13 protein-coding genes are annotated in these 19,367 nt (G+C 64.1%); 4 read left to right on the top strand and 9 right to left on the bottom strand.

The genetic code is table 11. From position 1 onward, the window contains the following. The first annotated feature begins 112 nt into the window (after positions 1-112). The 4 genes from L8V00_RS09365 to L8V00_RS09350 all read left to right on the top strand — a co-directional run bounded on the left by L8V00_RS09365 (position 113) and on the right by L8V00_RS09350 (position 3,334). A complete protein-coding gene (locus L8V00_RS09365; RefSeq protein ID WP_049049325.1) occupies positions 113-1,345 on the top strand; it encodes an MFS transporter in 1,233 nt (410 codons plus the stop codon). 160 nt (positions 1,346-1,505) lie between these two features. Further along, positions 1,506-2,075, top strand: coding sequence for a DUF6230 family protein (locus tag L8V00_RS09360; RefSeq protein ID WP_034968591.1), 570 nt, complete (start codon positions 1,506-1,508; stop codon positions 2,073-2,075). Beyond that, positions 2,062-2,640 (top strand): DUF6114 domain-containing protein, encoded by a 579-nt coding sequence (locus L8V00_RS09355; RefSeq protein ID WP_269944857.1) that lies wholly within the window; start codon positions 2,062-2,064, stop codon positions 2,638-2,640. The genes L8V00_RS09360 and L8V00_RS09355 overlap by 14 nt, the downstream gene beginning before the upstream one ends. Continuing rightward, the gene (locus L8V00_RS09350; protein WP_034968499.1) at positions 2,624-3,334 is read left to right on the top strand and encodes a hypothetical protein; all 711 of its coding nucleotides are present in this window, start codon (positions 2,624-2,626) and stop codon (positions 3,332-3,334) included. The genes L8V00_RS09355 and L8V00_RS09350 overlap by 17 nt, the downstream gene beginning before the upstream one ends. Before the next feature lie 9 nt (positions 3,335-3,343). Here the strand turns inward: L8V00_RS09350 and L8V00_RS09345 are convergent, their stop codons facing one another. The 9 genes from L8V00_RS09345 to L8V00_RS09305 form a co-directional block, all read right to left on the bottom strand. Next, positions 3,344-4,936, bottom strand: coding sequence for an acyl-CoA carboxylase subunit beta (locus L8V00_RS09345; RefSeq protein WP_034984417.1), 1,593 nt, complete (start codon positions 4,934-4,936; stop codon positions 3,344-3,346). Between the two features lie 74 nt (positions 4,937-5,010). Further along, on the bottom strand, positions 5,011-10,065 hold the full coding sequence (pks13, locus tag L8V00_RS09340) for a polyketide synthase Pks13 (RefSeq protein WP_269944856.1): 5,055 nt from the start codon (positions 10,063-10,065) through the stop codon (positions 5,011-5,013). 97 nt (positions 10,066-10,162) lie between these two features. Next, the gene (locus tag L8V00_RS09335) at positions 10,163-12,052 is read right to left on the bottom strand and encodes a FadD32-like long-chain-fatty-acid--AMP ligase (RefSeq protein WP_049049318.1); all 1,890 of its coding nucleotides are present in this window, start codon (positions 12,050-12,052) and stop codon (positions 10,163-10,165) included. A gap of 228 nt (positions 12,053-12,280) precedes the next feature. Continuing rightward, positions 12,281-13,210 carry a cutinase family protein gene (locus tag L8V00_RS09330; RefSeq protein WP_049049316.1) on the bottom strand — a complete coding sequence of 310 codons (930 nt, stop codon included), beginning with the start codon at positions 13,208-13,210 and terminating at the stop codon, positions 12,281-12,283. Between the two features lie 106 nt (positions 13,211-13,316). Next, positions 13,317-13,904: a DUF732 domain-containing protein gene (locus L8V00_RS09325; protein ID WP_269944855.1), complete on the bottom strand. Its 588-nt coding sequence runs from the start codon at positions 13,902-13,904 to the stop codon at positions 13,317-13,319. Between the two features lie 2 nt (positions 13,905-13,906). Then, entirely contained in the window at positions 13,907-15,868 is a 1,962-nt protein-coding gene (locus tag L8V00_RS09320; protein WP_420840060.1) for an alpha/beta hydrolase-fold protein, read from the bottom strand. Between the two features lie 505 nt (positions 15,869-16,373). Further along, positions 16,374-17,387, bottom strand: a complete 1,014-nt coding sequence (locus L8V00_RS09315) for an alpha/beta hydrolase (protein WP_035005855.1) — start codon at positions 17,385-17,387, stop codon at positions 16,374-16,376. 319 nt (positions 17,388-17,706) lie between these two features. Beyond that, the gene (locus L8V00_RS09310) at positions 17,707-18,735 is read right to left on the bottom strand and encodes a decaprenyl-phosphate phosphoribosyltransferase (RefSeq protein WP_239388129.1); all 1,029 of its coding nucleotides are present in this window, start codon (positions 18,733-18,735) and stop codon (positions 17,707-17,709) included. Further along, positions 18,732-19,334: a phosphatase PAP2 family protein gene (locus L8V00_RS09305; protein ID WP_051901726.1), complete on the bottom strand. Its 603-nt coding sequence runs from the start codon at positions 19,332-19,334 to the stop codon at positions 18,732-18,734. Before L8V00_RS09305 ends, L8V00_RS09310 begins: the two co-directional genes overlap by 4 nt. Positions 19,335-19,367 lie beyond the last annotated feature (33 nt).

The raw sequence follows: 19,367 nt of genomic DNA, 5'->3' as shown, positions 1-19,367 counted from the left end.
AAGCTATTTATTGCATTTAGTGAATTGATACTGGTTGCGTCACACTAGACACATCGATTGTGAACATGCGCCGCTAGAGAACCGCCCAGACTCGCAGGAAGGACCTTCATCGGTGACGGACACCCTCGCAGACACTGCAGACACTGCGAACACCACAGACGTTCGCCCCCTCACCCCGGAAGATAAGGGCTACAAGATGGCACTTATCGCCTCCTTGTGTTCAGGCCTGGCCTCATACAACGCTCTGTACGCCACCCAGGCTGTCCTCCCGGCACTGTCGGAAGACTTCGGCATTTCGCCCTCACTGGCCGCACTGACCGTCTCCGCCACCACGGGCGGCCTGGCTTTCATGGTCATTCCGCTCAGCGTGGTTTCCGAGCGCTTCGGCCGCCGCCGCGTGATCCAGGCATCTGTCTTGGCAGCCACCCTCCTTTCCATCGCCTTGGTCGCCCTACCCTCGATCCAGTCGATCATCGCGCTGCGCCTGCTGCAGGGCTTCGCGGTGGCGGGCGTCCCAGCTGTAACCATGGCTTTCCTCTCCGAGGAGATCGACCGCAGCTACCTTCCCCGCATCATGGGGTTCTATATTGCGGGCAACTCGCTGGGCGGCCTGATCGGCAGGCTGATCCCGGGCATCACGCTGGAGTTTACGGACTGGCGCATAGCCACCCTGCTCAGCGCTCTCTTCGCGTTCTCGATGGCCCTTGTGACTACCTGGGTGCTGCCACAGCAGCGCTTCTTCACCCCGAAGAAGATCACCTTGTCACACGAGGTGCATGCTTTCGCCAACCACCTGCGCGACCCGATCTTGCTGAAGCTCTTCCTGTTGCCTTTCCTCCTGATGGGCAGCTTCGTTTCCATGTACAACTACATGACCTTCCGGCTGATTAATACCTTCGGCCTGCCGGAATCCCTGGCCGCGCTGGTTTTCGTCATCTACCTGTCGGGCACGTGGACCTCCACGCGCACCGGCAAGCTGGTGAACCGCTATGGTCAGGCGAAGGTCGTGGTCGCCTGCATCGCCATGGCTCTCGCAGGCCTCTTGTTGGCTTTCATCCCGACCGTCGCCACCACGCTGGTGGCAGTGCTGATCTTCACCGCTACTTTCTTCCCCGCCCACTCGATCGCCAGCGCGTGGGTCGGCGAGGTCGCCGAGCAGGATCGCGCCGAAGCTTCCAGCTTGTACATCTTGAGCTACTACCTCGGCTCTTCTCTCATCGGTTGGGTCTCCGGTTACTTCTTCGCCCACGGTTGGGGCTTGTTTATCGGGTGGTTGATGCTGTTGACTCTCATTGCCCTCGTCACCGCCTTCGCCGCCATGCGGCGCGATAAGACCGTTTCTTAATGACGCCCCTAGCTCCAACCCGCACCCTTTCAGTAGTCTCTTAACTCTTGAGCGAATAACTCGTGCACTCTCGAGTTTGCGAGAAAAATTATTAGAACTATCAGATCTTTTTAGATAAAAAACCTCCCACTTGCCCAAAAGTGTGTTTAAGATCACCCGCATGGGACATACTCGCAAACTACGTTTCGCATCAATCCTCGGCGTGGGATTGCTGGCCACCGCAGGCATGGGCGTCGCAGTCGCCCAGGGCGGCGTGTCGGCTCACCTGGCGCTCTCCGGCACCATCTTCAACATGCATGTCGGGGAGCTGGACGGTAAAGGCTTCGACCTCTTCACCGACGTCGACAAAATGCACAATGGCGACCAGGCGATCTCCCGACTGCGCATCAAGGATGCCAAGGTGACCGACGTCTGTATGACGGCACCGATCAAGATTCCGGGCGTTGGGGATAAGAAGTTCCAAATGACCGTTCCCGGACAGAACTTCTCCGCGGAGAACATGCTGATCGGCGCCCGCAAGCTAACGGGCGACCTGACTCTGGTCAAACCGCAGATCGGCATTAATGCGGGCAAGGTCGACAAGGACGCCCCGGATGGCGCCTGGGGAATCGTTGCCGATTCCCTGACTGCGAAGGGCCAGGGCATCGAGGCGAGCTCTCTGTCGGCGGACAAGATGACCGCGGGCGGCAGCAAGATCGCGATTGTGGATAACGACAATGCCGAGTGCTAACTCCGGCACGGATCCCAACACGAACCCAGAGCTAGATCCGAACTACGACCCCGACCTGGATGACGACCTGCAGTCAGACCTAGAGGCAGACGCCGACCAGGGTGCTGAAGCACAGGACGTTCCCGCGATCAAGAACACCCGCGGCTTCGGCAACTGGCGCCGCCAGCGCCCATTTGCAGCAGGGCTTTTCATGCTGCTGTCGGGCATCATCATGATCGTCCCGGCATACCTGTCCTTCGAGGTATCAAACATCGTCATCCAGGTATCCACGATCTCTGGCGTATCCACACTTCTGATCGGCGCGTTGCTGATCACCTCGGCACTCATGACGTGGTTCAAGCCGGATACTCGCCTGCTCACGGGCGTGGCCTCCCTGATCCTCGGCATCGTGGCTCTGCCTATGTCGAATATCGGCGGCTTCGTTCTGGGCACCCTGTGCGCCGTGATCGGCGGAGCCCTGGCGCTGTCGTGGACGGATGAAGAAAGGGCGCCTAAGGGCGTCAAAAAGAACGGCAAGGGCAAGAACAAAGGCAAGAAGAGGAAGGTAGATGAGCAAGCAGCGTAAACGCGGCAGCTCCAGCGCTGCGAAGGCCGTCGTCGCGGTAGCGTCGATGTGCGGGCTGGTGGCGGCGCTAACTGTCGAGTCCACGCCAAGCGCCGAGGCGCAGTTGCAGCTTCCGCCTCCGCCGCCACTGCCGGATTTGCCGCCTCCGCCACCGCCCGAGGTGCCGGAGGACTTGCGGATGGACCTCACCCCACCGGGGCCGATCGAGGGCGAAAAACCTATCCAGCAGGGTACGTACATCATCAAGGCGGATAACACGCGCCTGCTGGGGCACGTGAAGATGTCGCTGATTCAACAGTCCACTCCGCAAGGTCCGAAGCCGGCGCTGCGCATCGATGCCGACAAGGCCGTTCTGACGAACCTGTCCGTGCAGTTCCCCACCGCAGGTGCAGGTCCGGAAGGTGGCATCTGGCAGCGCACCGGCCCGGGGCAGACCACCACGCTGACTGGGAACTTCCACATCGTGGTGAGCTCACTGGAGGTCACGCCGCGCGTGGCCGGGCTGCCGCTGATCCCGCTGCCCATCGACGCAAACATGGCGCCGAAGGAGCTGCAGGAAGCTGCCAAGAAGATCGGCCTCGGCACGCCGGACGCTCTCTCCGATCACCTGGAGATGACGAACGGCACGATGCACACCTACTTCGTGAAGGCAGACACGCTGAAACTGCCCGCAGGAACCAACATCGGCCTGTAGGGCAGCTGACTACATCGGCATGATGGTGTGCTTCTTCGGAGTATCCACCACCTGCTTGTTGCGCAGCTGGCGCATCGCCTGGCGCAGGCGGATTCGGGTCTGGTCCGGGGTGATGACGGAGTCCACGTAGCCGCGCTCGGCCGCCACATAAGGGCTGGTCATGTTCGCATTGTAGAAGTCCATGAACATCTTCTTCGCCGCCGGGCGCTGCTCCTCCGGCATGGCGGCCAGGGCCTTGCCCTGCATCATCACCACGGCGGCCTCCGCGCCCATCACGGCGATCTGCGCCGTCGGCCACACCAGGTTGATGTCCGCGCCCAGGTTCTTCGAGCCCATTACGGCATAGCCACCGCCGAAGGCCTTTCGCACTACCACGGTTACCTTAGGAACCGTCGCCTCCACGGTGGCGAAGCCCAGCTTCGCTCCACGGTGAATCAGGCCGGCCTTCTCTTGCTCCACGCCGGGCATGTACCCGGGTGTGTCCACGACCCAGACGAGGGGGACATTGTAGGCGTCACAAATACGGATAAAACGCGCGGCCTTATCCGCAGCGTCGGCGTCCAGGCAACCGGCCAGCTCCATCGGCTGGTTGGCCACCACGCCCACCGCATGGCCGTCGATGCGTGCGAAGGCGGTGACGACGTTGGAGCCGTAGTCGCCCTGCACCTCCAGCACGTTGTCGTCGTCGAAGATACGGGTGAGCACCTCCATGATGTCGTAGCCCGCGTTCGGATCGTCCGGGATGATGTCGTTCAGCTCGAAGTCGCGTTCGGTGAGCTCGTCGTTCGGCGCCCAGAACTCCGGGGTCTCGTCGAAAGAGCTGGAAGGTAGGAAGTCCAGCAGGTCCTTGACGTAGTTGAAAGCGTCTTCCTCGCTGGTTGCGACGTAGGAGACGTTGCCGTTGCGGGCTTGCTGACGCGCCCCACCGAGCTCTTCCATCGAAATCTTCTCGCCCGTCACCGATTCGATAACCGCCGGGCCCGTCACGAACATCTGCGTGCGGCCTTCGACTGCCACCACAAAGTCGGTGGTCACGGGGGCGTACACGGCACCGCCGGCGGACGGGCCGAGCAGGATAGAGATCTGCGGGGACTGGCCGCTCAGCGGCAACTGACGGCGGGAGATCTCGGAATACATCGCCAGGGACATCACGGCATCCTGAATGCGGGCGCCGCCGGAATCGTTAATGCCGATGACCGGGCAGCCGATGCGGATGGCCATGTCCATGACCTCGCAGACCTTCTTACCGAAGGTCTCGCCCACCGAGCCGCCGTACACCGTCTTATCGTGGGCGTACACTGCCACGGTGCGGCCACCGACCCGACCGTAGCCGGTGACCACGCCGTCACCGTAGGGGGCATCCTCCTCGCCGGGGGTGCGCCCCAGCGCGCCGATCTCCACAAACGTGCCCTCGTCCAGCAGCGCGTCGATGCGCTGGCGGGGCGTGGTCAACCCAGCCTCGTCGCGCCTGGCCTTGGCCTTCTCGGAGCCCGGGTCCTGCGCCTGTTCCAACCTCCGGTGCAGCTCCGCCAGCTTCTCGGCGGTGGCGCCGGTGGCTTCGGTGCCGTTGGCGGCGGTTGCTCCCTCATCGGCAGCAGTCACAGTGAAAGTCCCTTCGTATTCGACAAACCCCTTCTACTAAGGGGCTATCTATTTAGTCGCCGTGTGTGTTTCAGCTAGGCGCCATCCGCAATGTGCTTGGCGATCACACGTCCCACTTTAGAGATCTCTGGCTCGTCCACAATAGCCAGGTGGTCGCCGCGCAGCTGGACGATCTCCAGATCCTTGACGATTTCGCCCCAACCACCGTCCGGAGCCACCTCGGCGTAGGCAGGTTCCAGCTCGATCGCGCCGTCGTGCATCCGCTCCGCGCGGAACAGCGTGACGGGTGCCTTCACGTCCGCCCAGGCCCGGAAGTCGAGGGATTCCAGGATGCGGTTGTCCACGAAACTGGCGCGCTGGTGTTCCAGCACGCCCGCGGGCAGCCCCATTCCCTTCGCCTCCGGGGAGGTCAAGAACTGCTGGAACATCTGCATCATCACGCCCTCGCCCTGCTGGTCCAGCAGCTCGTGCGGAACCTCTAGCGGCAGGCCGTAGGTCTTCTGCGCGAACGCCGCGTAGCGATCCCAGCGCGCGTGCATTTCCTCCTTCGTATCCGGGGCGGGGTTCTTCGGCTGCACGGTGTCCAGCAGTACGATGCGCTCGACCTCCGCGCTCGTTTCGCCAGCCGCGGCGCGCTTGCCCAGCTGGTGGGCAACTTCGTACGCCAGGGCGCCACCGAAGCTCCAGCCTCCCAGCAGAATCGGGCGGTCGTCGGCCAGCTCGATGATCTCCTCGAGGTAGGCCGAAGCGCGGTCAGCCAGCTCACCTTCCAGCCGCTCTACGCCGTAGACCGGCACGTCCTCCGGCAGGCGGCGCATGAGTGGCGCGTACACCACCGAGGAGCCACCTGCCGGGTGGAACAGGAACACCGCAGGCTGAGTGCTGCCCTCTGGGCGTGCCCGCAGCACGCGGATGTTGCCCTCCACTTCGCTTTCGAGGCTGCTGCGCACCTTCTCGCTCAGCGGCTCGAGGGTTTCGGCGGCCAGCACATCCTCGGCGCTGACCTCCGCCCCGGAGCGCTCGGACAGACGCTCCGCAATGCCCCGCGCCTGCTCCTCATCGATGCTCGGCAGCTGGCTCGTCACGCCCTGGGCGGCCTTGCCGGTAACCTTTGCCCAGGTCGCAAACACCAGGCGCTCGCTCGCGTCGCGTGGTGCCACGCCGCCGCCGGTCGCGGTGTAGTCGGTCGCAGCACCGTCTTCTGCGCCATCTTCTTCGCTACCGTCTTGTTTAGTGACGCCACCTTCTCCCCCGGCAGCGGCCTCAGCACCGTCGGCAGCATCGGCGCCGTCAGCGCTTGTGTGACGCTCTGCAATCATCTGCTCCACGAGCGCGATCACGTCATCCACCGAGCCATCGCGGAGTGCCTGAACCTGCAGCGGCGGCAGGTCGAAGTCGTACTCCACGCGGTTCTTGATGCGCATGCCCATCAAGGAATCCAGGCCCAAGTCGATCAGCGGCAACTCGCCCGGCAGATCCTCGATGTCGTAGCCCATGGATTCGGAGACGATGGCGCGCAAGCGATCCCCGGCGGACTCGCCGGAGTTCGGATCCCAGCGGTCAGCAGACTCGTCTACCTCGGGCAGTGCGTTGCCCGCGCTCTCCTTTGTGGAAGCGTCAGCGGCGGAGGCGTTCGGCGCCTCGCTGGCCTTCGCGGAGGCAGAGGCCGCGGCGGCGTCAGTACCCCCAGCGCCAAGAGCCCCAACCGCACCACCGAGAGTGGCGACGAAGGCCTCCGCGACCAGCGGCATCGACTGTGCACCGGGCGCATCGGCGGCGTAGACGGACAGGGACCAGCCGCCGAGGGAACCGGCGGCGATGGTCGTCAGCTGGCCCGCCGTCGGCAGCGGGGCGTGGTCGCGGGTGGCGGCCACCGTGGCGCCGTCGGCCAGCACCTCCGCCGCAGCTTCGGCCAGCAGCTCGATGCTCGGCACATCCTCGGCCGGCACGCTGAAGACAACGCGGCCGTCGGGCAGATCCACGCGCGTGCCCGGCAGATCCACGGCAGAGCCGGAAGACGGGCGGGCGCTCGTCCAGTGGCGCTGCAGGTTCCACTGCGTGCCCGGCACCTTCGGCAGGGTGGCGCGCTGGCCACCGGCCAGGGCCTTCAGATCCAGGTCCGCGCCCTGCACGTACAGCTCCGCGAGGGTGGACAGCAGGGTCTGGGCAACCGGCTCCTTGCGCTTGAGCAGGAACATCAGCTTGGAATCGCTGGCGTTGTGCGCGAAGGAGTTGTTCATCAGCGGCATCAAAGCCACCGGGTTCGGGGAGAACTCGATGAACGTGCGGTAACCATCGTCGAACTGCTTGCCCGTCGCCTCGGAGAACCAGACAGGCTGGCGGGTGCAGCGCAGGAAGTACTCGGCATCGTGAACGACCTCACCTGGCTGGTACACGCGGCCACGGTCCACGGTGGAGTACAGCGGGGTGTGGATCGGCTGCGGATCCAGGTCGCTGATCTCGTAGTGCAGCTCGCCCAGAATCGGATCCAGCATCGAGGTGTGGCCTGCGCCCTTGACCTTCAGCAGGCGGGCGAACTTGCCCTCGCCCTCCAGGTATTCCACCAGCTTCTGCACCGGCTCTGCCGGGCCGCCGACGGTGGTCATGCCCGGCGCGGCGTACACGGCGGGCTCCACCTGGGCGTATTCGGGGTGCTCGGAGGTGAAGGTAGCGAGCTCTTCCACACCGAACTCGACCACAGCCATGGCGCCCTGTTTGTCCTCTGGCAACAGGCGCTCGCCCTCGCCCATCAGGCGGGCGCGGTGGCAGGCGGTGCGCACGGCTTCCTCGGCGGTGATGCCGCCCACGGCGTAGGCCGCCGCGATCTCGCCCATGGACTGGCCGACGACGGCGGCGGGCTTGGCCCCCAGGGCACGCATGAGGTCGTTCAGCGCAATCTGCACGCAGGTGATGCCCACCTGGGCGCGCTCCGTGTCGTAGTTCTGCTCGTCGTCCAGCACCATGTCAACGAAGGACCAGCCGGATTCCGCCAGCACAACCTGGTCCAGTTCGTCCAGGCGGGCGGCGAAGAACTCGGAGAGCTCGTAAAGGTCCTTGGCCATCTTGCGGTGCTGCGAGCCGAAGCCGGAGAACACCCATACCGGACCATTTGCCGAGGGCGAGTCGGCAGTCTTCACCGTCGCGCCCTGCTTGCCAGCGGCGATGCGCTGCAACCCGGCGATGGCTTCGTCGAAGGTGGCGGCGGAAACCACGCCGCGGGAACGGCCGTGGTTGTGGCCAGCCAACGCGAGGGCTACACCGCGCAGTTGGTCGGCCTCATCGCCTGCCTTGGTGAAGGATTCCTTGTTCTGCTCCAGGTACGCGGCCAGTGTTTCCGCGGCCTGGCGGCGGCGGGAAGGCAGCAGCCCGCTGACGGGCAGCAGCACGCGCGGGGCCTCGCCCGCAGAGTCCTCGCGGTCCAGGCCGATGGGGGCTGCGGAGTTTGCGCCGGCCGCCCCGATGCCCGCCGCGGCTTCTTCTTCCAGGTCCGGCGCCGCGATGACCACGTGCGCGTTCGTGCCACCGATGCCGAAACCGGACACGCCGGCGATGGCGCGGCCGGAGTACTCCGGCCATTCGCGCGGATCCTCCACGACCTCCAGGTGCTCACGGTCGAAATCGATGTACGGGTTCGGACCGGTGTAGTTCAAGCTCGGCGGCAGCACGCCCTCGCGCATCGCCAGCACGACCTTCATCACGCCCGCGACACCTGCGGCAGCCTCGGTGTGGCCAAAGTTCGTCTTCGCGCTGCCCAGCAGCAGCGGCTCGGCCACGTCGCGCTGGCGGCCCAGAACAGTACCCAGCGCCGTAGCCTCAATCGGGTCACCCAGGATGGTGCCGGTGCCGTGCGCCTCCACGTAGTCCACGGCCTGCGGATCGATCCGCGCGTCGGCGTAGGCGCTGCGCAACACGTCCACCTGCGCATCCGGATTCGGGGCGGTCAGGCCGTTCGAACGGCCATCGGAGTTCACCGCCGAGCCCTTGATCACGGCCAGCACGTTGTCGCCGTCGCGGCGCGCATCCTCCAGGCGCTTCAACACAACCACGCCCGCGCCGTCGGAACGCACGATGCCGTCGGCATCATCGCTGAAGGCACGAATGCCGCCCGTCGGGCTGAGCACGCCGAGCTCGGAAAACGCCACGGCTGCAAAGGGGCTGCATAGGAGGTTGACGCCACCCGCCACAGCGACCTCAGAATCACCATCGCGCAAGGAGCGCACCGCCTGGTGAATTGCCACCAGCGACGAAGAGCAGGCCGTATCCATCGCCACGGACGGGCCGCGGAAGTCGAAGGCATAGGAAACGCGGTTAGCGATGATGGAGCTGGAGTTACCCGTCAGCGCGTAGGGGTGCGCCTCCGCCGGGTCGGCGGAGATCAACATGCCGTAGTCATTGTTGGTGTTGCCCATAAACACGCCAACGGGCTTGCCGCGCAGCTGGTTGGCGGGGATGTGCGCATCCTCCAGCGCCTCCCACGTCAGCTGCAGGATGATGCGCTGTTGCGGGTCCATGTTCGCAGCTTCCAGCGGGGAGAGTCCGAAGAATTCCGCGTCGAAAGAGGCGATGTCCTCGATGTAACCGCCCGTCAACTGGGCCTGCTCCATACGGCGGGTCATCTCCGGGTCGCGGGAGTACTCCGACCAGCGTCCCGCTGGCAGTTCACCCACGCCGGAGCGGTAGTTGGAGAACAGCTCCCACATCTCATCCGCATTGTCGGCCCCGGGGTAACGCCCCGCCATGCCGACCACAGCAATGTCGCGCTGGCCCAGTGGAAGCGGGCCACCTGCGCTGGACGCCGCTCCGGCGGAGGCGGTGGCGTCACTACCAAAAGCAGCACCGGAACCACGGCCCTGCATCAGGTGCTCGGCCAGGGCGGCGATGGTGTTGAACTCGTAGGCAATCGTCGCGTCGAGGGTGGTGCCCAGCAGGCGCTCCAGGTCGCCGGAAAGGACCACGACGTCGCGGGAAGACAGGCCGAAGTCCTGCATCGAGCGTTCGTCGGAGATCTCCGCGACATCCAAACCGGTGGTGTTCGCCACCCAGGTGCGTAACCACTCCCGCATCTGCTGAATCGTGGCGGGGCGGGATTGCTGGTCAGCCGTGGGGGCGCCCTGCTGGTTGTCTGCCATGGAAGGTCGCGTTTCCTTTCGTGCCGGGATGCCTTAGAGAAGGCGTGAGTGAGTCACCGTAGCGCTATATTTTAACGCGCCCAGGTCGCTTTATGGATTAAGCGCCCAGCGTGCCCTCCAGATACGCTTTCGCAGCCACGCGGCGGGCGATCTTGTTGGCGGAGGAACGCGGCAGGGTGCCCGGCGCGATGATGCGCACATCGGAAGGCTGCACACCATGGGTGGCGGTGACGGCCGCGCGCATGGCCTCGATGGCCTCCGCGTCTCCGTCCTCGCTGGCGTCCGGGTCGCGCTCGGCAACAATGATGAGCCCCTCGACGGACTCACCATCAGCGGCACCGTTTGCGGAACCACCGGCCTCCACAGCGAAGGCTGCGATGACGGCCGGGGCGGTCTGCTTAGTAGCCTCGTCGGCGGTGGCCTCGATGTCCTGCGGGTAGTGGTTACGACCAGCGACGATGATGAGGTCTTTCAGGCGGCCGGTAATGAACAGGTGGCCATCCACGATGACGGCCAGGTCGCCGGTGCGCATCCAATTGTCCTCCGGCGCGTCACCCGCGCGGCTGTCGGAATCCAGGCGGTTGGCAGCCGGCAGGGAGTTGCGGAACGTTTCCTGAGTCTCCTCCGGGCGGTTCAGGTAGCCCGCGGCCATGTTGTCGCCGTGGACCCAGATCTCGCCGACGTTGCCGTCGGTCAGTTCCTTGCTGGTCTCCGGGTCAACAATTGCGAGGGTCTGTGGGAGGCACACCTGACCCAGGGAGACCAGGGAGAGGCTGTCTGCGTCGTCCGCGCTGCCTTCCACGGCGGTGCCGTCGGAAAGCTCATCGCGCTTGAACCACTTCGTCAGCGGACGCTCATCGGTCTGCGGGGTGGTGACGATCAGCGTGGCCTCGGCCAGGCCGTAGGACGGGCGCATGGCTTCCTTCTTGAAGCCGTAGGGCTCGAAGGTATCCAGGAACTTCTGCACCGAACTGTGGTGCACCGGCTCAGAACCGTTGATGATTCCGTCGACGGCAGATAGGTCCAGTTCAGCCAGCTCCGCGACCTTCGCCGGGTCGGCGTAGCGCACGGCCAGCTCCAGGGCGAAGTTAGGCACGACGGTGTAGACGTTCTCGTCTTCGCTCTGGCGGTTCAGCTGACGGATCCAGCGAGTCGGGTCCTGGATGAAGTCACGCGGGGACATCAGGTCGAAAGGCAGGCCCAGGATGATCACAAAAGCGGACAGGATCACGCCCATGTCGTGGTGCAGTGGCAGCCAGGTGCTCAGACGCAGTGGGGACTGCAGGTTCGCCGCCTTGAAAATCTGCAGCACGTTGGTGACGATCGACTTGTGGGTGAGCACCACGCCCGCCGGGGTGCGGGTGGAGCCGGAGGTGTACTGCAGGAACGCCTCCTCGCTGGACTTCGGCGCCAGCGAAGGGTCCGCCATGATGGCGGCCATGGGGTTCTGCCAGTCATCAGCCAGCGCATCCGGCAGCGCGTCCACCGTCAGCACGCGGGGGCGCTCGGTGGTGGGAGTAGAGGCGAAGTGCTTGCGCACGGCCGTGGCGGAGCGCTTGTTCGTCAGCACAACCGTCGGCTCGGAGGAGCCCAGCACGGCGGTCAGGTGGCCGGTGTGGCCCGGCTCGTTCGGGTCATACAGCGGAACGGGCACCATGCGGGCGTACATCGCGCCCAGGAAGGCGTACATGTACTCCGGGGAGTTATTAGCCAGGATGGCCACGCGGTCGCCAGGCTTGGCGACCTGCTGCAGGCGGACGCACACGGCCTTGATGCGGGTGTTTACCTGCGCGCGGGTGATCTCGTGCACCGTACCCTCGCGGGACTCGCTGAAGTCCCAGTGGCGGATCAGCACGTTATCTACCGTGCCCTCCATCTGCGCCATGGTGTAAAGCATTTCGCACATGCCGGAAAGGGTGAGCTGATCGGGAACATTGATGTCGCCCTGCTCATCGTAAAACTGGCCCATTGCTGCAGTGATGTCCACGCAGGTCTCCTCTACTTATCCACTCGGTTCAAACGGTATCGGGTTAGCTACATAGCCCTAACGCCATAGCTCTAACGCCATAAACATTTAGTTTCACTTGTGAAACACATCGTACCGGGGAGCTCTGCTGTTACCCGGCAATTTCGCATTCCCGTGTGCCGTGTGCCCCCATCGCTCGAGCACACGGCACACAATAACCTCAATATGAGCCCGCCGAAGCGACTGCAGCTACTGCACGCGCTCGTTAATCAGATCCCGCGCCCATCCAACGATGTACTCCGGAACGGTCTGGCCCTCCACGACCTTCCCGTTTGTCGCATACTCCGCATGCACAGCGTTGGCGGCCACCAGGTCCTTGGCTCGCACAAGAGCGTTGCCCAGATCCGCTGGGGCGTCACAAATAAGATCCGCAGGGGCGCAGTAGTTATTCACTCGATCGTTCAGTTCGCCGAACCCATCCGGGCGCGGACCGCGCATCGTAGCGCCCGGCACGATCGTCTGAATCAGCCCACTGACCGGGTTTAGCGCGATCTCCGCTCCGGTGCCGCGGATGCCCTGCGCACCAACGAGCTTGCCCTTGTCCAGCTCCTGCCTACCGTCGGCGATCAGCGATACTCCCAGCACCCGGTCGGCGGGCACGGGGCCGCGCCCATTGCCGATCTCTCCCGCCAGGTCGCCGGTAATCACCGCGCCCTGGCTAAAGCCGGTCAGGATGAAGGACGTTGCTGGGCACTTCTCGTGCGTAGCCCGCAGCTCCTCCTTCATCCGCTCGAAGCCCTGGTTGCGGGAGTCGTCATAGCTCATCTCGTGCTTCGCGTTCATGTTGCGGAACTGCGCGGTGTACGGCAGGGTCCACACCTTCACCTTGTCCGGGGAAAACTCGTCGGCCAGCGGGCGGGTGACGTTCAACATCAGCGAGTGAGGGTTGGCGTGCGGCGCCAACGGATCGTCGTCGGCCTTGGATTCCCACGTGCCCGGCGCGGCCAGCACCTCCACGTCCACGCATCCGGGCGGGTTCTGCGCCTCCGGGGCGGGCGGAGGGGTGGGCTTGCCCGGCCCCGGACCATCAACGTCGCCGGTGAGCAGCCAATTGCCCACGCCCACCACAATGAGCGCAAGCAGTACCAGCACGGCCAGGATGGTCAAAACCTTCTTCATAGCTTCTTTCTAGACCTTCCTCTAGGGTTTCTAGAGCTTCTAAAGCAAAACCAGGCTGCCCTCGCCACCTATGGCGGACAACCTGGTTATTGGAAACGAGTGACCACTAACAATACGCGGATTTCGCAGCCTCGCGAATAGCGTCCTCGGCCTTCTTCGGATCGCCGTCGATCACACCGTTGGCCTCCAGCTGGCCTGCAGCCAACGGGGTGTACACATCGGCCTGCCCACCGCCCTCGGCGGTGCAGTGCGCGTGACCAGCCGCGATGAGCTGATCTTCCAAGCCACCGATCTCCGCTGCATCGTTGGCCTTCGCCAGGTCGATGCCGCCATCCTTCAGGCGCTTCAGGAAGTCCTTGTCCTGATCGCTGCGCTGCGCGCCAGAGGGAATGTCGTCGACCTCGTCCACAGTCCCATCGCTTGCCGGGACACCACCACGGTCGCCGGCGGGCTCTGGGGCGTCATTACCTTCCGAAGAACCAGACTCGCCGTCCTTGTCGTCGGCCCCGTCCTTGCCGTCCTTGTCGTCGGACTTCTCGGTCGCAGACTCCGTCACCGAAGGCACCGTCGTGGACTCCGCCGAATTGTCGACCGTCTCATCACCGCCGCATGCCGTCAGCGTGGCCAGCGAGAGCAGCGCCGCACACGCGGCACCGGCGGCCACACGAAACTGCCTATTCTTTGTGACGCCCACAGTTAGAGCACCTCAACGCGTCCGTTGACCTCGCGGATCTCGCCGTGCTGGAACTTGATCCGGGTTCCGCCCGCCGGGATGTCCTCGTGGTCGCTGGTCGGGTAGCCGAGCTTGCCCTGCTCCCAGCCGCGCTTACCCCACTCGTCGAACACGTTGCCGTAGTAGATCACGTGCGCGCCGGTGGACGGGGACCAGTAGATGTTGCCGTGCTCGAACTCGGAGAAGCGGCCGCCCTTGATGACCTTCTCGCCACTCTTCGGGTTGCCCAGCTTGGAGGTCACGCCGCCCAGCTGCAGGTACTTCTCAGCGATCTTGCCCTGGACGTAGTTGGTCTTGTTGTCCTTATCGCGGATGATCACGCCGTTCTGGTACTTCTGCACGTAGCTATCGCCGACCTTCTCCAGCTCAGAGATCGGGTAGCCCAGCGGGCCGTTCTCCCAGCCGGTCTTGCCCCACTCATCCATGAAGTCCTTAGGCACAGCGTGGGCGCCGGTCTCGTGGGTCCAGTAGATCGCACCGTTCTCGAAGGTGGTGTAGCGGCCGCGACCGTTGGAGATGACATTCTCCTCGGAGGTCGGGTAGCCCAGCCAGGAGTCCGGACCGTTCACGGAGGCGTAGTGGGCGCCGATGCGACCCCACACGTAGTGGGCGCCGGTCTTCGGGGACCAGTAGGCGCGGCCGCCACGGAAGTCCTGAACCTTGCCGCCGTCCTTGGCGTCGTACTCATTGGAGATGCAGGCGCCCAGGGTCTCCGGGGCGTTCTTCATGTTCTCCGCGATGGCACCGCCAATCTTGCACTTCGCACCGCGGTCAGCTTCCGGGACACCCAGGGCGTCCGCGATGTGCGGCCATGCCTGGATCATCTCGTACTGCCAGTACGGCCAGTCGTGGGTTCCGGAGGGGCGGAAGGCCGTGATCGGCTTCACGCCGGCCTTCTTCGCGTACTTGACGAAGGTCTCGGTGGTCATGCGGGACATAGCCTCCAGGCCGAAGCCGGCCATGTTGGAGGGCATGCCCGGAATGGTGCCCGGCTTGTCGTACTTGCCCGCGTTGCCGTTACCTGCGGAGACGTAGACGGTCATGTCCTTCAGCGCATCCACGCCCAGCTTCGGGTCGTGGTCGATCCAGTCCTGGGAGCCGAACTCGCCCCACATCTTCTTGGCGTCGTAGCCGTTGCCGTCGTTGGTGGCGTAGGCGATGGCTTCCGGCATGCCGTAGGAGGTCGTGTCCAGGTAGCCGGAGAAGGAGCCGACGAACTTCCACATCTCCGGGAAGCGCTCGGCCAGGTTCATTGCGGCGGTACCACCCATGGACAGGCCGGTGATCGCGCGATCCTCGTTGGCGCGCCAGCCCTCGCGCAGGACGGGCGGCAGCTCCTTGGTCAGGAAGGTCTCCCACTTGTAGTGCTTGCCGTTCTCCGGCTCGTTCCAGTCCGTGTAGAAGGAGGACTCGCCGCCGACGGGCAGAATCACGTTGACGTTGCGGTCTGCGTACTGGTTGGCGATGTTGGTGGACAGGGTCCAGCCGGACTCATCCTCGCGGGCGCGCAGGCCGTCCAGGGCCCATACGGTCGGGAACTTGCGGTCGGGCTGGGAGTACCAGTCGCGGGCCAGCAGGATCTGCACCTTGATGGGCTTGCCAGGCATGGCGGCGGAGTTGATGAAGACGTTGGCCCAGCGCTCGGTGATCCACTCGACGCGGTCCACGCTCACGCCCTCCGGCAGGCCGTCCAGGTGCTGCTCGGTCACCTCGCGCGGGGTGCGCTTCGGAACGCTGTCCGGGTCCAGGTAGCTGGTGCCGGAGCCTGGGCCCATGGAGCCACCGAGGGAGCTCTGCGCGGTGGCGGCCGGCATCATTGGCATTGCCAGCGCAACGGAAAGCGGCAGAGCCAGGATCGCCGCGCTCTTACGGCGGAGGCTGCTGGCGGAGCGAGTGCGACGGGAGAGGTTCGCTGCTAGGCGCATAGTCTTCATTCTTTCTGTTGCTCTTTGGTTGTATGTGTAGCTTTGTCTAGTGCGTGTCTAAGCGCCGGTTCTTGCGGCCGAAGCAGGTTCCCCTCCTGCTTCGAACACCACCGGGCGCTTCGTCAAGCCATTCACTATTCACGTTTACGTCTATCGCGACCTGGATCTTCTCAAGCTTTTCGCGCTTGTATCGCAGGTGCGCTTCTAGCACGTGAGCAATTATGGCAAGCAAAAGCGCTTTCACATGGACAACACGCGGAACATTTAAAGTTTTACTTGAGGGTTAGCCTACCATGTTGCCAGTGTTACTTATGTGATTCTTGATGTTCTTTCTTATTGACGCCCCTACACCCCGTTCGTAATAAGCCTCAATACCCCACCAGCGCCACCCGCACCCCAGCCCCTCACGCGCAGCGCCAACCCCAGGCAAGCAAAAGCCACCGCCCCAGGCAGCACCTAGGGCAGTGGCTTTAAGAGTTTAGGAAATCGCTAGAGCGTCCTAAGTTTAGGCACCCAGCGCGCGCAGGATGTGCGGGCGAGCCTTGCTCAGCTCCGCATCCCAGTACGGCCATGCGTGCAGGCCGTTGATTGGGTAGCTCACAACCGGTCGAGCGCCAGCTGCGCGGGCAGCCATCTCGAACTTCGCGGTGGAGGTACGCGCCATCCACTCCAGACCAATACCAGCAGCGACGCCCCTCGGATTCTCCAGGAACTTCTCGCCGCGGGAAGGAACGCCACCGGAGGCGGCCAGGTACAGCGGCATGCCACGGAAGCGGCCAGCCTGAACGGTCGGGTCATTACGGAAGCGGCGCGGATCGACCGGGCTGCCCCACATATCCCAGATGTTTGCACCCTGGTCAGCGTCAGACATCGCGTACTGGATTCCGGCATACATACCCGGCCAGGTCGGGTTCAGGTAACCAGACAGGGAGGTCGCCTGCTTGAACTGGTTGCGGTGCCATGCGGCCAGGTTCATTGCGGCAGTACCGCCCATGGAAAGACCGACGATGGAGTTGCGGGTCGGGCTCACGCCGAAGTTGCGCTGCAGGTAGCCCGGCAGCTCGCGGGTCAGGAAGGTCTCCCAACGCGGCTTCTTCGGGCCACCCTTACCGCCGTACGGGCCCATCCAGTCCGTGTAGAACTGAGCCTGCCCGCCAACCGGCATAACCAGGGTCACGTCGTCGTTGACGAACTTCTTCACAGCGTTGCCCGACCAAACCCAGGCGTTCCAGTCCTGGCGTGCACGCAGACCGTCCAGCATGTAGACGCCAGCGTTACCGCCGCGGGAAGAGGGCTTGATCTGCACCTGGATCTTCTGCCCCATCGCCGGGGAGTAAACCCAGCAGTTCTGCAGGTAGTACTTGTGCTTGCTCCAGTGGCAGCCCGGGCGCAGGTGGCCACGGTTGTCAGCAGCAGCGGTGGGTGCAGTGACAACGGCCATACCCAGCGCAGTGGCAATAGCTACCAGGAACGCAGTGAGCTTGGAGCCCAGACCCTTGGTCTTCTTAGTCGTGTTCATGTAGTCCTAAATGTCTTGAAACGTTCTGACGAGAGACGCGCCGAAGGCTCATCTCGAAACACAGGATGCGTGTACGTTACCAAATCTTTACGATCGCACTCAAAGTATTGATCGAATCTCTTTCACGAAACGCTACATCCCTAGAACCTTCTCAGCGAATCCTTAGAGGCGCCTAATCACACGCCTCCCTCGCTCCACTCACGCCACTGCAACCCCATCACTAGCAAGCTAGAAATCCAGCGCACCCCCGAAAGTGCAGAACGCCGACTCCCCCGCAAAGGAGAAGTCGGCGTCACAAAGAAAGAACAGAGAGTTAAACCTAGAACAGTGGCACGATGTACACCGCCATCGCCACACAGAACAGCCAGGCCAGAGCCAGCAGCTGCAGGGTGCGATCCTCGAGGGCGATCTCGTCGGGCGCGCCGCCCTCACCGCGGTCAACGTCCGCGGCGTAACGCAGAATCGCGATGGTAAACGGCACCATCGAGACCTGGTACCACACGGCGGCCACACCAGACTCGACCGTCTGCGCCAGGCCAAAGCCCCACAGTGCGTAGCTCAGCACCACGGCGGTGGCGGCCAGAGTCCAAACAAAGCGCAGGTAGGTCGGGGTGTAGCTCTCCAGGGACTTACGGATCTTCGCGCCCGAGCGCAGCGAAAGCTTCAGCTCCGCGTAGCGCTTACCTGCCGCCATGAACAGCGAGCCGAACGCCGCGACCAGCAGGAACCACTGCGAAAGCAGGATAGAGGCAGCCACACCGCCGGCCATCGCACGCAGCATGAAACCGGAGCTCACCAGCGCAATGTCGATCACCGGCTGGTGCTTCCAGCCGAAGCAGTAGCCCAGCTGCAGCGCGATATACACAGCCACAACAATCGCCAGGTTCGTGCCCGACGAGGCCAACAGCGAGCCACCGATCGCCGCAATGATCAGCACCACCGACATCGCATACGCCAGCCCCACCGGCAGCACACCCGCTGCGATCGGGCGGAAGCGCTTAGTCGGGTGCGCACGGTCGGCCTCCACATCGCGGGCATCGTTGATCAGGTAGATCGAGCTGGCCGCCAGGCAGAAGGCAACGAATGCGATCAGCACGTCCAGTAGTACGCGGCTGTGGAAGAGCAGCTCCCCGCCAGCAGCCGCAGGAGCCGCGATGACCAGCACGTTCTTGACCCACTGCTTCGGACGCAGCGCCTTGATCATCGCCTCCGGCAGGTTGCGCGGCGGGCGCAGCTTCTTCGTTTCGGTGGCGGTGCTGGTCGCCTGGTTGGGATCTTCCAGCCCGGACGTGTGCGGCTCCGTGCCGATCAACGGCTCCGGCCGGCCGTTGCTAGGCTGTTCGCTCACTGACTCTTCTCCTCACTGTTTTTCTTTGTGACGCCCCCACGTCCCCCATCGACAACCCTGCGCACGGCGATGGCCGTGGCAGCGCCGATGCAGCTTCCGAGGGCGACGTCAGAGGGATAGTGTACGCCCAACACCATGCGCGACAGCGCCATCGCCGGGATGCCCACGAGGGGCAGCGCCCCGGTGCGGTTGTTCGCCGACTGGGCAAAGGCCACGAGGGCGGCGGTGGAGCTGGTTGCGTGCGAAGACGGGAAGCTGAGCTTCGAGGGAGTACCGACGCCGATCTTAATGCGCGGATCGTGCGGACGGGGGCGGCGGATGATGCGCTTGAGCACCACACTGGCGGCGTGCGCCAGGAAGGCGCTGACGCCCACGGTCAGCCATCCGCGGCGTTCCGGCCCGTCGGCAGGCTTGCCTTGCGCGGCGGCCAGGCCGTAGCCCAGGGCGGCGGATCCCATCCAGCCGAGGGCATGCTCGCCGAAGTGGCTCATGCCCCGGGCGGTGGGCAGCACTCCCGGCTTGTCGGTCAGCTGCTTTTGCAGTGCGACCAGCAGGTCGGATTCGCCCAGCGGGTCGCCGCTTACGCTTGTGGCGCTCATTGTTTCTGCGTTGTCCTTAACTTCAGTAGCTTC

Origin of the sequence: Corynebacterium evansiae (genome assembly GCF_027570065.1) — a bacterium.
GTDB lineage: Bacteria > Actinomycetota > Actinomycetes > Mycobacteriales > Mycobacteriaceae > Corynebacterium > Corynebacterium evansiae.
The sequence above is the reverse complement of the archived record's forward strand: the minus strand, read 5'-3'. Positions and strand labels throughout refer to the sequence as shown.

Excerpts from the sequence above, each read along its gene's own strand:
- L8V00_RS09360 (WP_034968591.1), top strand. The coding sequence starts at position 1,506 with ATGGGACATACTCGCAAACTACGTTTCGCATCAATCCTCGGCGTGGGA.
- L8V00_RS09355 (WP_269944857.1), top strand. The coding sequence starts at position 2,062 with ATGCCGAGTGCTAACTCCGGCACGGATCCCAACACGAACCCAGAGCTA.
- L8V00_RS09350 (WP_034968499.1), top strand. The coding sequence starts at position 2,624 with ATGAGCAAGCAGCGTAAACGCGGCAGCTCCAGCGCTGCGAAGGCCGTC.
- pks13 (WP_269944856.1), bottom strand. The coding sequence starts at position 10,065 with ATGGCAGACAACCAGCAGGGCGCCCCCACGGCTGACCAGCAATCCCGC.
- L8V00_RS09330 (WP_049049316.1), bottom strand. The coding sequence starts at position 13,210 with ATGAAGAAGGTTTTGACCATCCTGGCCGTGCTGGTACTGCTTGCGCTC.
- L8V00_RS09320 (WP_420840060.1), bottom strand. The coding sequence starts at position 15,868 with ATGCGCCTAGCAGCGAACCTCTCCCGTCGCACTCGCTCCGCCAGCAGC.
- L8V00_RS09315 (WP_035005855.1), bottom strand. The coding sequence starts at position 17,387 with ATGAACACGACTAAGAAGACCAAGGGTCTGGGCTCCAAGCTCACTGCG.
- L8V00_RS09305 (WP_051901726.1), bottom strand. The coding sequence starts at position 19,334 with ATGAGCGCCACAAGCGTAAGCGGCGACCCGCTGGGCGAATCCGACCTG.